Origin of the sequence: Propionivibrio soli (assembly GCF_025770765.1) — a bacterium.
In the GTDB taxonomy this organism is placed as follows: Bacteria; Pseudomonadota; Gammaproteobacteria; order Burkholderiales; family Rhodocyclaceae; genus Propionivibrio; species Propionivibrio soli.
In genome coordinates this window covers 75090-88018 of the sequence record NZ_JANZKY010000016.1, presented here as the reverse complement: position 1 = coordinate 88018, position 12929 = coordinate 75090, and the positions used below count along the sequence as shown (strand labels likewise).

Below are 12929 nucleotides of genomic sequence, written 5' to 3'. Positions count from 1 at the left end.
GCCGGATAAAGGAACGCCTTTTTTAACATCAAATAACTGGAGCGCTGTTGGCAAGTTAAGGCCAATGCGCGAGGTTGTTGGATCGCCGGAAGTGCAGTTAGCTAGACAAAAGGCGTGCGTTGATTGCTCAACACACGCCTTTGTTAGTCAGCTCGGTTTCACCGGCCAACGTATGCGCTCGTGTTTGCCGCTTAGCCGCAGGTGCCGACTGCCCCGCAGGCCGTGCAGAAGTCGCAGCCGTCCTTCCGGATCATCGTGTAATTGCCGCACTCGCTGCAGAGCTTGCCCGGGGTCGGCTTGGCCGATTTGCTGCCGGCCGGCGGCTCGAGGATGCCCATCTGCTGCAGCGGCATGCCGTTTTCGTCGAGGATACCCAGCATCGCGTAGCGGTGGATGATCAGATTGGCGATGTAGGCGACCGTCGAGGGATAGGTCTGCTGCTTGCGCGTTCCGGGCACGAAGGCCATGAAGTCCCCGAGCGGCTCGGGATAATCGAGCAGTTTCCGCAACTTCATGCCGATCCACGCCGGATCAAGCACGCGCATATCGAGCGAGAGCAGCTTGGTCAAGCCGTCGAGAGCGCGCGGGTAATTGCCCGAGAGCCATACCGAATACGGACGCGTGACGCCGTCCGGCAGAGTGATTTCCTTGAGCCCGAGCACGAAGTCCTCGTTGGTTGCCGGGTTGAAAACGTCGACAGTCCAGGAAAGCGTCCCATCGGTGCCGGTCTTCGGCTCCTTGAGGCTGAACAGCGCATCGAGCACCGGGGTCGGGCCTTCATTCTTGAAGGCGCCCAACTGTTCCACCCGGTATTCGATCAGGCGTGCCATCGCGGAGACGACCGACGGCATGCGCTTGCGTTCGCCGTGGGGCGGGAAGGGCATGTCGAAACCTTCGCCATCGGGTGTCTTGGCCAGCGATTCGAGCTTGAGCTTGAGCCAGCCGTGATCGTTGGCGCGCATATCCATTGACAGTGTCTTGGCGACGGCGCCGAGACCGCGCGGCTGCGCGGGCCCATTGACCCAGGCTTCGAACGGCCAGGAACGACCTTCCTGGTCGACGTGGCCGACGAACAGGGCGAACTTGCCGAGCTCATGCTCGATCATGTAGGTCCAGGCCATATTGCCTTCGGGCAGGTTCGGGCGGCCTGGCCAGCGCAGGCTCGAGAGCACAGGCGCCGGCAGATTCTTGATCGACAGCCGCCGGTTGGCGTCGCCGTTCACGAAGTCTTGCGGCGTCTTGGTTTCTGTCTTTGCCGGTTCGACGGAGAGCACAGCGCCGAGCACGTTGTTCGGACGATAGGTCGCCAGTCCCTTCAGACCGGATTTCCAGGCGCTCATATAGAGGCCCTGGAAGTCTTCGTACGGATAGTCGGCCGGGACGTTGACCGTCTTCGAGATCGATGTGTCGATGTAGGGCGCGACGGCGGCGACCATGTCTTTGTGCGCCTGGGCGGAAATCTCGAGCGCGGTGACGAAGTAGTCAGGCAGGTTCTCGACGTTACCGCCCATGTGCTTGTACAACCGCCAAGCGTAGTCTTCGACGGCGTATTCCTTGATCGTGCCGTCGACCATGCGCTTCTTACGGCTGTAGGTCCAGGAGAACGGTGGCTCGATGCCGTTGCTGGCGTTGTCGGCGAAGGCGAGCGAAATCGTGCCGGTAGGCGCGATGGAGAGTAGGTGCGAGTTGCGCAGCCCGTTCTTGCGAATCTCGGCCTTGACGTCTGCCGGCAGGCGCGATGCGAAGTTGCCGCCGGAAAGATACAGTTCGGCGTTGAACAGCGGGAACGCGCCGCGTTCCTTGGCCAATTCCGAGGATGCCAGATACGCGGTGTCACGCATGAATTCCGAAATGCGGGCGGCCATCGCACGCGCTTCTGGGCGGTCGTAACGCAGGCGAAGCATGCACAAGGCATCCCCGAGACCGGTGTAACCGAGTCCGACGCGACGCTTGTTGGCGGCTTCTTCCTTCTGGCGATCGAGCGGCCACGCCGTAACGTCGAGCACGTTGTCCAGCATGCGCACCGAAACCTTGATCACTTCAGCGAAAGCGTCGAAGTCGAACTCGGTTTGGTCGGTGAACGGATGCTTGACAAACAGGGTCAGGTTGATCGACCCAAGGCAGCAGCAACCGTACGGCGGCAGGGGTTGCTCGGCGCACGGATTGGTAGCCTCAATCAACTCGCAGTAGTTGAGGTTGTTGTCCCGATTCATGCGGTCAAGGAACAGGATGCCCGGCTCCGCATGGTCGTAGGTGGATTTCATGACCTGATCCCACAGGTCGCGGGCGTGCACCTTGCGGTAGACCCAAAGCCCATCGTCGCGCTGATAGGCACCGCTTGCCTTCATGTCAGCGTTCGGCTCGGCGCGATGTACGAGCTCGACGTCTTCGTTGGCGTCAACGGCTTGCATGAAAGCGTCGGTTACGCCGATCGAGATATTGAAGTTTGTGAGGTCGCCGTGATCCTTGGCGTGGATGAAGTCCTCGATGTCCGGGTGGTCGCAGCGCAGCACGCCCATCTGGGCACCGCGGCGGGCGCCAGCCGATTCCACGGTTTCGCACGACCGATCGAAAACGCGCATGTAGGAGACGGGTCCTGATGCACGCGACTGCGTGCCCTTGACGAGCGCGCCGACCGGACGGATCGACGAGAAATCGTAGCCAACTCCGCCACCGCGGCGCATTGTCTCGGCCGCTTGCGCGAGGGCCGTGTAAATGCCCGGCTTGCCATCGACCGTTTCCACGATCGAGTCGCCGACGGGTTGCACGAAGCAGTTGATCAGGGTCGCAGCGAGCGGCGTGCCGGCAGCCGAATTGATGCGCCCAGCCGGGACGAAGCCGTTTTCCTGAGCCCAGAGAAAACGTTCCTCCCATTTCGGGCGCAGCTTTTCCTCTTCGGTCGCCGCCAAGGCGCGGGCGACGCGCCGCCGCACGTCGTGAACGTTGGTTTCGGCTCCCTTGGCATATTTTTCCACCAGCACTTCGGTGGAAATTTCCTGCTCGGAGAGCGGGACCACGTCTGGTACTTCGGCGATGGCGGTCAGGGAAAGCTGTTGCGCGTTCTGGCTCATGTTCTGCCTTTCAATTCGGTTGCGGTTGCTGATGATGTGACGTTGCTGCGTGGCGGCAAGTTCCGGGGTTTCGACACCTCTTTTGGGGAGCGCCGCGGACAGCAAGGAATGCATGGATCGTGCCCGGCGTTTACCGGCGAATCAGGCTCTAAGCTACTACATATAGTGGTCGTAGGCAACCCGATTACTATATATAGTTGTTTTCGCATTGTGGTTAAGGGCGAAAAAACACTTTGGAATCACCGCCTTGGCGCCGAGGATGAAAAATCCCGTACCGGCGCTGGACGCGGGCAGGCAACTCCCCTTGTTTCCTCTCTCCCGCTCCTTTGATCAAGCCGTATGGTGCGGTGAAGGGCGCATCGGATAACAATAAAACACGCGAAAAACCTCTCTTTTGTCGCTAAAATCGTCGATTTGCATCGATCGTGCAGCGAAAATACCGATTTAGCATTGTTTCCGGGCCGCTGGCGCCCGATCTGGTAGAATGAGCGGGTTCGGAAACAAAGACGTGGCAGACGCCACGTACCGACGGAGGCGTTGCCGGAATCCGTCCTCGGACGGCCGATACTGCGGGAGAGAACTCATGACAAGTGAGTGCGTGGCAGGCGACGCGAACACAAAATAAGGAATACAAGGAATAAACATGTTTGTCTTCGTACTGAATTGCGGCAGCTCCTCGTTTAAATACCAATTGCTTGACATGTCCAATGAACGTCGTGTGGCCGTCGGCCTCGTCGAACGCATTGGCATGAAGGACTCGGTTCTCGCTTATGAGCCGGCTGGTGGAGAAAAGCTCAAGGAGACCGCGGATATTGCCAATCACGAGGAGGCGATCAAGCGCGTTCTCGGCAAGCTTGTCGATGCCAAGGTCGGTGTCATCAAGTCGCTTTCCGATATCGCGGCGATCGGCCACCGCGTCGTTCACGGCGCGGAGAAGTTTTCGGGCTCGGTCCTGATCACCGATGCAGTGATTGCTGCGCTCAAGGAAAATATTCCGCTGGCGCCATTGCACAACCCGCCCAATATCACGGGGATCGAGGCGATGATGAAGGCAATGCCTGGCGTGCCGAACGTCGGCGTTTTCGACACCGCGTTCCACGCCACCATGCCAGCGGAATCGTATATCTATGCCGTCCCCTACGAGTGGTACGAGAAACACCATGTGCGGCGCTACGGCTTCCACGGCACGTCGCATCGCTTTGTCTCGGAGCGCGCGGCGCAGATTCTCGGTATCCAAAAAGACCGCTTCAATTGCGTGACGTGCCACATGGGCAACGGGTCGTCGTTTACTGCGGTGAAGGATGGCAAGTCGTACGACACCAGCATGGGCATGACGCCGCTCGAAGGAATCGTCATGGGCACGCGTTGCGGCGACATCGACGCCGGCATCCCCAACTTTCTCGCCGCCAACGTCAATATGTCGTTCGCGGATATCGATAATGCGTTGAACAAGAAGTCCGGCCTGCTCGGTATCTCCGGCATCAGCTCCGACATGCGCGATATCCGCAAGGCGGCAAGCGAGGGCAACGCGCGGGCTCAGTTGGCGGTCGACGTTCTGCGCCACCGCGTTCTCAAGTACATCGGAGCCTATGCCATTGAGCTGGGGCGGGTCGATGCCATCGTCTTCACGGGCGGTATCGGGGAGAACGATATCGACTTCCGCGCTTCGGTGGTCGAACGCCTCACCGCGCTTGGCATCAAGCTCAATGCCACGGCGAACAACGTGCGCGGAGAAGAGGCCATTATCTCGACCGCGGATTCGGCGATCAAAGTGCTCGTTGTCCCCACCAACGAAGAACTCGTGATCGCACGCGATACCAAAGAGATCGTCGGCAAATAATTCAGGCGGTTCCAATGACAAAGGCGGCCGCGGCTGCCTTTGTTTCTTTGGCTTTGCCGTTGCTTGCTCTTACTCCGAATCTGGCGCGTGGGTTCGGTTGTAGTGCGCGATCAGCGTGGCGATGACGCACGACGCGAGACGTGTTTCGGCGGTATCCGCACGGCTCGTGAGGACAATTGGCACCTTGGCACCGAGCACGATGCCGGCTGTCAGCGCGTTCGCCAAGTACTCCAGCTGCTTGGCCAGCATGTTCCCCGACTCAAGATCCGGAACAACCAGGATTTCTGCGCGGCCCGCGACCGGCGAGTCGATTCCCTTTGTCGTGGCCGCCACCATCGACACGGCATTGTCGAAGGCGAGCGGGCCGTCGAGTACGCCCCCTTTGATCTGGCGCCGGTCGGCCATCTTGCAGAGCGCGGCGGCGTCCAGCGTGGACTGGATCTTCGGGTTGATCGTCTCGACGGCGGAGAGAATGGCTACCTTCGGCTGTGGTATGCCGATGATGTGTGCGAGATCGATCGCGTTCTGAATGATGTCGGCTTTCTCTTCAAGCGTCGGGGCGATATTGATCGCCGCGTCGGTAATCATGATCGGACGCGGATAGGTGGGCACGTCCATCAGGAACACGTGGCTGATGCGGCGAGAGGTGCGCAGACCCGCTGCGCGCGAGACGACTTCGGCCATCAGTTCGTCGGTATGCAGGCTGCCTTTCATGATCGCCTCGGCGTCGCCGTTGCGGATCAGCGTAACGGCCATGGCGGCCGACTCGTGGCTATGCTTGACGTTGACGATGCGGTATTTCGAAATGTCGAAATTGTTCTCTTCCGCGACCGAGCGGATTTTCACCTCCGGTCCGATGAGAATCGGGTCGATGAGCTTGCTCTCGGCGGCCATCAGCGCGCCACGCAGCGACTCCTTGTCGCAGGGATGAACGACGGCCATGTCGATCGCGGCCAAGCCCTTGGCGCGTGCCACGAGCGCCTGTAGCCGTCCATACTTGTCGGAGATCGTCACGTTCGGAAGCTGCATGCGGCGGGTTCTCGATTTCTCGTTGGGCGCGAGCACTTCGACGGTGCCGAGAACAACGTCCTGACCGGCCTGGTTCGTACAGGCGCAATCGAAAACGATGTGCCGGTTGTGCGGAATCTTTTCTTTAGCGGTGACGCGTATCGTGATGGTGTCACCCACGGTCACTGGTTTGACGAAGCGCAGGGACTGACTAACGAGAATGGTGCCGGGGCCGGGATACTGCGTACCGAGCGTCGTGGAGATCAGCGACGCGCTCCACATGCCGTGAGCAACGACTTCCTTGAACATGCCGCTCGTCGCGTATTCATGGTCGACGATCGCCGGGTTGATGTCGCCCGACATGATGGCGAACAGCTGAATGTCTTCGGCCCCGAGCGTTCGTGTCAGGGTCGCGCTTTCGCCGATGTTGATCTCGTCGAAGGTTCGGCTTTCGAGAAAGGCCGGCTGGCTCTCTGTGCGCATGGTCAGGCTCCGAAAAAGGTCTTCTTCAACATGACCACCGCGTGTTCATCGGGTGGCCGATGCGGACGTTTACTCAGTCGGAAACTTGTCTGCGGGCGTTCATCGGATTCGTTCTTGCCCGCAGTCGCGCCATACGCCGATAGCATTGACAATGGCCGCGATATATCCCGTGCCTCAGCTCTTGGTGGCCGGTGGCGTGGAATGCTCCCTTTGTTTTTGTGAGAGCGATTATAAGCTGCAGCGAAGCCGGCACAAGGGGCAAATCAGCGCCGGCCGACGTGCGGCTAAAGGCGGAAAAGGAACAGACAGAAAACCGATGTTCCGAGGCGTTTGGAACGCTATGGAGTCAGCGTTCGGCCTCTGTAAAGGAAGTTCGCGTCGTCAGGCTTTGGCCATTTTCGCGTAAGCGGCGAGAGCGAGCCGTACTTGCGAGTTCATCGCCGCCTGGTCCCCCATACCAAACTCGCTTTGCAGCGATGCCTTGTTGTCGCCAATGTAATCGATCACGCGGTCGAGGTTTGCCAGACGGTTCGTGATGAAGTTGTTGTCGGCGTTGAGCAGTTCGGCGGATTTGTCGAAATTGGCGCTGAACTCCTTGACCGTGTTCACCACGCCGTTGAAGTTCTTGCTCAAGGCGGCGTCGAATTTCGCGGCGTCGAACGAGGCCAGGTTGGTGCTGTCGTCGATTGTCACGCCGAGATCGGCCAGCCCGTGAAAACCGTCCTTGGCGCCGTTGAAGATGTTCTTGACGCTTTGCTCCAGTTCGTAGAGCGACACTTCCGCTGCCTGCGTGCCGTCCAGGACGCCACCGGTTTGCACTGTCTTGTCGAAGCGGTTGATCCAGGCGTTGTACTGATCGACGAAGGATTGCAGTTGAGTCTTGATCGTGGCGCCGTCCACGGTTGCAGTTCCGGCCGCCGCGTTGAGCGCTTCGCCAGCATCTTCCATGGTGGCGACGCCTTGCCCCATGGCCGTCAACTCGGCGTACTGGGCCTTGTAGTTCACTTCCCGGTTGTTGACGACGGTCATCATGCGGTAAGCCGACTCGGGGTCGAACAACGAGAGATTGCGTCCACCGGACAGGCCGCTCAGGCCGGACAACCCACTGGCCGCGTTCTGAGTACTGCCCAGAAAATCGAAACTATTGGCCGCCCCCGTTTGGCCCACCGAGCCCAGCAGTGCGTTGACCGATTGCGCCTGAAGTGCCGCCATGCGCACGGCCAATGAGGTCGAGAAATCCGTGCTTTGTCCGTCACCGGCGGATTTTGCGGCGCTGCTGGACTGGCTGGCGGTGGTGCTATCGCCGGACGGCAGCAGCTTCCATAAGGTGCTCGCAATTCCCAGGGCAGAGGTCAGATTCATGATGAAACTCCGAAAGCGCTATCGGCAGTTGCCGGCTTTCGTTCATCTGCAATATCTGCGCCAGAAGCCGTGTAGAAACACCTCTCGTCCAGCCGACTTGCGTTTCGCCACGAGAGGAGTCGGTGAGCCGTCCGTGCAAGGGACTTCAGTACCCGTCGGCCCCGCCGGCAAGCGGCAAAAACTGCCGCGCCGTCGGGACGATTTCGCCGCTTCAGAAGACCTTCAAACCATGCAGCAGGACGACGGCGATGGAAAGCGGCGTGACGTAGCGGACGAGGAAGAAAACCGCGTTGATCACCGGGGCATTGGAGAGGTCGCCGTGGTTGCTCAACTGATCGCGGAGTTGCGGCAGCCCGTATATCCAGCCGACGAAAAGACAGATGAGGATGCCGCCGAGCGGAAGCAGCACGTTCGAACTCAGGAAATCGAAGAGGTCGAACGGATTGAGGCCGAACAGCTTCAGGTCGGCGGTGACGCTGTTCGAAAGCGCGGCCGGGATACCGAACACGGCTACCGCGAGAATCGTGCATAAGGCGGCCTGCTTGCGGCCGAATCCATAACGTTCGGCGAGGATCGCTACCGGTACCTCGAGCAGTGAAAGCATGGCACCGACGCTGGCGATCGCCGTCAGGAAGAAAAAGATGGTCATGAACAGCGTGCCGCCGGGCATCGAGGTGAATACGGCGGGAATCGTCATGAAGACGAGCGATGGGCCGGACGCGGGCTCGAAGCCGAAAGCGAACACGGCCGGGAAGATCGCAATCCCGGCCAGGAGTGAGATCGACAGGTCGGCGAGCATGACGCGAGCCGTCGTTCCGGGAATGTTCTGGTTTTCGCGGAAGTAGCTGCCGTAGGTGAGCATCGTCCCCATGCCGACCGACAATTTGAAGAAGGCGAGGCCGAGTGCCGTGAGGATGACGCCGGGGGTGATTTTCGAGAAATCCGGCCTGAACAGGAAGGCGAGTCCTTCGGCCGAGCCGGGCAGCGTCAGGCTGCGCACGCAGAGCACGAGGAGAAGCAGGAAGAGCAGGGGCATCAGTTTGCGTGCGACGGCTTCGATGCCGCGCGCGACGCCGAGCATGATGATGGCCCCAGTCACCACGAGCACCACCGCTTGCCAGAACACCGAGGTACCGGGGCTCGACACAAGGCCGCCGAAAATGCTCGCGGCCGCCTTCGGGTCGGTCGTCGTCAACTCTCCGAATGCGGCCTTGAATACGTAGGCGTACACCCAGCCTGCGACGTCGGAGTAGAAGGCGAGGATGAACAAGGCGGCGGCAAAGCCCATCCAGCCGATCGATTTCCACCACCATTGCCCTTTCGGGGCCTCGCGTTCGAAGGTCGTGATCGCGTTGGCGCGCGCCGCGCGCCCGAGCATTGTCTCGACGATCATCACCGGCAGGCCGACGAGCAGCGTGGCGAGCAGATAAACCAAGAGAAACCCCGCGCCGCCGTTAGTGCCGGTGAGGGAGGGGAATTTCCAGATGTTGCCGAGTCCGACCGCGGAACCCACGGTGGCAAGAAAGACGCCGAAGGTGCTGGTAAAGCCGTCACGGGCTGTTGATGCCATTCGTTTCCCCCCATTGGCGGCAGACGCCGCGTTTCGAATAGAAATGGGCGCCGCACGGGGCGGTCGCCGAGTGTTGCGGGAGGATACTCCGATTTCTCTATCGCGGATCGAACGGAGTTGCTTCGCCCTTACTTTGCCGGGTAGGGCGAGAACTGGTTGGCCACGGCCCACCACCGACCGTTCTCCCGGACGAAAAAGTACATCTCGCGCCCTTCGCTATGAACCGTCTTGCCGCCCATATCGAACGACATATCAAAGTAATAGGTGACGACGGCGGCGTCCTCATAGATCTGGATCGACGGCTCGATTTCCCGCCAGTAGTGAATGCGCGCCGCGTCGCAGAATCTTTTCCAGCCGGCTACGCACGCCTCACCGCCCTCGAGCCGGTTCCGGTCGACGGGCGTCACGGCCACCATGGCGTCGTGGAAATAGTCGCGAAGACGATCCGGATCGCCTTTGGTCCAAGCGTCGTTCATGGCGCGTACGGTAGCCCAAAGTTCGGCTGCAACCTTCTCGTCGAAGGGGTGACTCATTCGCATCTCCTTGTGATGCTCTAGACGTTTTAGGGCAAAACGTCGTCGGCGTCGGCTTCGAGATAGGCTTTCTTGAGCGTCACATAGTGCTCGGCCGAGTAGCGCAGAAAGGCGCGTTCGGCCTCCGTCAGCGGGCGCAGCGGCTGAGCGGGCTGCCCCACGTACAGAAAGCCGCTTTCAAGGCGCTTGCCCGGCGGTACGAGCGTTCCCGCGCCGATCATCACGTGGTCTTCGACGACAACGTCGTCCATGATGATCGATCCCATCCCGACCAGACACTCGTCCCCGATCGAGCATCCATGCAGGACGACCGAATGACCGATGGTCACGTAGTTGCCGATGACGAGCGGTGATCCAGCGGGCTTCTTCGGGCTCTTGTGCGTCACGTGGCCCATGGTGAGGTCCTGAATGTTCGTACAGCGCCCGACCGTAATGTGATTGACGTCGCCGCGCAGCACCGCGTTGCACCAAACCGAACTGTCGTCGCCGATCTCAACCTCGCCGATGACCTGCGCCGACGTATGGACAAAAACCCCGTCGCCTAAACGGGGCATGACGGAACGAAAGGGGGATAGCGCCATTTGCTTGCTCGTCGTTAGCGGCCTTGGCTGCAACTGACGCCAAGGTGGGATGGAGAAGTGGGATGGAAAAACGCGCAGTCTACACCGCAAGTTCAACATCAGTGGCGTAGGGATGATCAGGCGTTCGTGGTCCAACCAATCAGGAGCAGGCTGGCGGTACCGACGGCGAACTGGTCGCTAGCGATGCGCGCGGCAAAGTGCATTCAGCCGCAGATCGTCGCTAGGATTTCGGCCGATCTCTCGATAGGGGGGCATCGACTTACCGTACTCCTTCCAAGCATGTGGCGGAGGGAAACACTGCCGGGAGGTTGTGGACGTCTTCTCGGCGAGCCGCCTATGTTGCCTCATCGCCGAGCTTTTTCCATTCCACATTGCCGACGATCGTCGAGCGGACGACCGTCAAATCCTCGCACCCGGGAATGGCCGCGATCGCCTCGCGCACAGACGTCGACAGGCGTCGATTGAGCCAGGGGCTCAACGTGACCTTGAGAATGGAATCGATCGCAATCGGGACGTCGAGATAGGAAGCTTCGCGTTCCTCAGAAGCATAGATGGCCCGGTATTCGGCTTCGGCGACGAAACCGGCGCGCTTGAGAAACGGCAGCTCGTCGATCCTCGGGGGGCGCGGACGCCGGCGTGCCTCATGCACCTTCTGATAATCGACGGCACGCACCGTGATGCCACGCACCCTGCCCAGCGCCTTGATGAGCGATGGGCGATCGAAATGCACGCAGACGCCCGCGGACCCGGGCGCAAAGATGCGCCAGTGATGGTAGGTCTCTTCGGACTCGGTCAGGCACAAGGCGAGGACAGACTTCAACTGCCGCTTCTCCTTGTACGTGAGCAGATAGTAGGAGTCGTTGGTATCGTCCCAGTCCTTGGGATCGACGAGGGTCAGCTTTTTGTGGCGCAGCATGTAGAGCAACGCCGGGAGGTCGGTGTAACGGCGCAGAACTTCGCGTGTAGCCTCTTTTTGCATAGTAAGGATCGCACGCGCGGTTCGGGAAGGGCCTCGCGTAGCAAGGGGCGTCGTGCGTCGGCGAATGGGTTGGCAACCAACATCGACCGAGCGGATGGGGCAAAGTTCTGCCGAATTCAGGACAGCCACCGCAAATACAAACACCGCGCCGGCGCGGTGTTCTGCGTGGGCGCGGCATCGAGCAGGGCGCCGAAGCGTCCTGAGAAAACGAGGATCAGTCGAGTACGTGCGAAGCCATGCCGTCGGCGAGTTTCGGCTCGAACCAGGTCGACTTCGGCGGCATGACTTCCCCGGCGTCGGCGACCGACATCAGCTCTGACATTTGCGTCGGGAACATGGCGAAAGCGACGGCCATCTCGCCGCTGTTCACACGCCGTTCGAGCTCGGTGAGACCGCGAATACCGCCCACGAAGTCGATCCGCGTATCGCGGCGCAGGTCGGCGATGCCGAGGACAGGTCCAAGGACCTGTTCGGAGAGGACCGAGACATCAAGCCGGCGTACCGGGTCTTGCGCTGGCACGAGTTCCGGCCGGATCGCTAGGTGGTACCAGCGCTTGTCGAGATACATGCCGAAGGTGCCCGTTCGCTCGGGCCTGACCGCATCCGCCGCCGGCGTCACGGTGCAACGTTCGGCGACGGCCTTGAGGAAGGAGTCGACGCTATGGCCATTGAGATCGCGGACGACCCGGTTGTAGTCCATGATCCGCATTTGCCGGGCGGGGAAGATGACGGCCAGGAAGTACTCCGCGGAGTCCGGGCGTCCTTTGCCGCGCCGGGCGGCAGCGACCCGCGAGGCCGCGGCAGAGCGGTGATGCCCGTCAGCGATGTACAGGCTGGGCATGGCGCCGATCACGACACTGATGCGATCGATACTCGTCGCGTCGTCGATCAGCCACACGGTGTGTCGGATACCGTCGTCGGCCGTGACATCGGCAATCGGTTCGCCGGCCGTGGCCGCGGCGATCAAGCGCTCCGCCTCGTCGCTATCGGGATGAGCGAGCAGGACCGGGCCCGTTTGCGCATTCAGCGCCTCGATCTGGCGCACACGGTCGTCTTCCTTATCCGGGCGGGTGAATTCGTGTTTGCGAATGCGGTTGGCGTCGTAGGCGGCAACCGACGCGGCAGCGATCAGGCCGGTCTGCGTATGCGATCCCATGACGAGACGGTACGCGTAATAGCACGGCTTCGCATCGCGAATAAGGATACCGCCGGCGATCATCTTTTTCAGGTTCTCGGCCGATTTGGCGTACACCTCGGGCGAGTAATGGTCGACATCGGGCGGCAGGTCGATTTCCGCCTTGGAAATATGCAGGAAAGAATACGGTTTGCCGGCGGCGCGCTGCCGCGCTTCGTCGCTGGAGAGCACATCGTAGGGCGGAGCAGCGACGGCGTTCGCGTGTTCTGGACGAGGCCGCAGGCCGGTGAAGGGGCGGATCAGAGGGGTGGCGGCAGTCAAGCGAGTCTCCTTGCAGTGTTGTGATAATCGATTATCGAGCTACGGC

At 60.7% G+C, this 12929-nt stretch carries 9 protein-coding genes; 1 reads left to right on the top strand and 8 read right to left on the bottom strand.

Features of this window, described 5'->3' with window-relative positions:
• Positions 1–191 precede the first annotated feature (191 nt).
• The gene (locus NZ453_RS18240; protein ID WP_263772329.1) at positions 192–3071 is read right to left on the bottom strand and encodes an adenosylcobalamin-dependent ribonucleoside-diphosphate reductase; all 2880 of its coding nucleotides are present in this window, start codon (positions 3069–3071) and stop codon (positions 192–194) included.
• Positions 3072–3714: 643 nt separating this feature from the next.
• On the opposite strand from NZ453_RS18240, the gene NZ453_RS18235 reads away from it, so the two are divergent.
• Entirely contained in the window at positions 3715–4911 is a 1197-nt protein-coding gene (locus NZ453_RS18235) for an acetate kinase (protein ID WP_263772257.1), read from the top strand.
• Between the two features lie 69 nt (positions 4912–4980).
• Here NZ453_RS18235 and NZ453_RS18230 read toward each other — a convergent pair whose 3' ends face one another.
• The 7 genes from NZ453_RS18230 to NZ453_RS18200 form a co-directional block, all read right to left on the bottom strand.
• Positions 4981–6402 carry a bifunctional enoyl-CoA hydratase/phosphate acetyltransferase gene (locus tag NZ453_RS18230; protein ID WP_263772256.1) on the bottom strand — a complete coding sequence of 474 codons (1422 nt, stop codon included), beginning with the start codon at positions 6400–6402 and terminating at the stop codon, positions 4981–4983.
• A gap of 381 nt (positions 6403–6783) precedes the next feature.
• On the bottom strand, positions 6784–7764 hold the full coding sequence (fliD, locus tag NZ453_RS18225; protein WP_263772255.1) for a flagellar filament capping protein FliD: 981 nt from the start codon (positions 7762–7764) through the stop codon (positions 6784–6786).
• Positions 7765–7975: 211 nt separating this feature from the next.
• On the bottom strand, positions 7976–9334 hold the full coding sequence (locus NZ453_RS18220; RefSeq protein ID WP_263772254.1) for a sodium-dependent transporter: 1359 nt from the start codon (positions 9332–9334) through the stop codon (positions 7976–7978).
• A 128-nt stretch (positions 9335–9462) separates the two neighbouring features.
• Positions 9463–9867 (bottom strand): nuclear transport factor 2 family protein, encoded by a 405-nt coding sequence (locus NZ453_RS18215; RefSeq protein ID WP_263772253.1) that lies wholly within the window; start codon positions 9865–9867, stop codon positions 9463–9465.
• Between the two features lie 29 nt (positions 9868–9896).
• A complete protein-coding gene (locus tag NZ453_RS18210; protein WP_263772252.1) occupies positions 9897–10448 on the bottom strand; it encodes a gamma carbonic anhydrase family protein in 552 nt (183 codons plus the stop codon).
• A 334-nt stretch (positions 10449–10782) separates the two neighbouring features.
• Positions 10783–11427, bottom strand: a complete 645-nt coding sequence (locus NZ453_RS18205; protein WP_263772251.1) for a hypothetical protein — start codon at positions 11425–11427, stop codon at positions 10783–10785.
• Between the two features lie 214 nt (positions 11428–11641).
• On the bottom strand, positions 11642–12883 hold the full coding sequence (locus NZ453_RS18200; RefSeq protein WP_263772250.1) for a DUF1015 domain-containing protein: 1242 nt from the start codon (positions 12881–12883) through the stop codon (positions 11642–11644).
• Between the last annotated feature and the right edge of the window lie 46 nt (positions 12884–12929).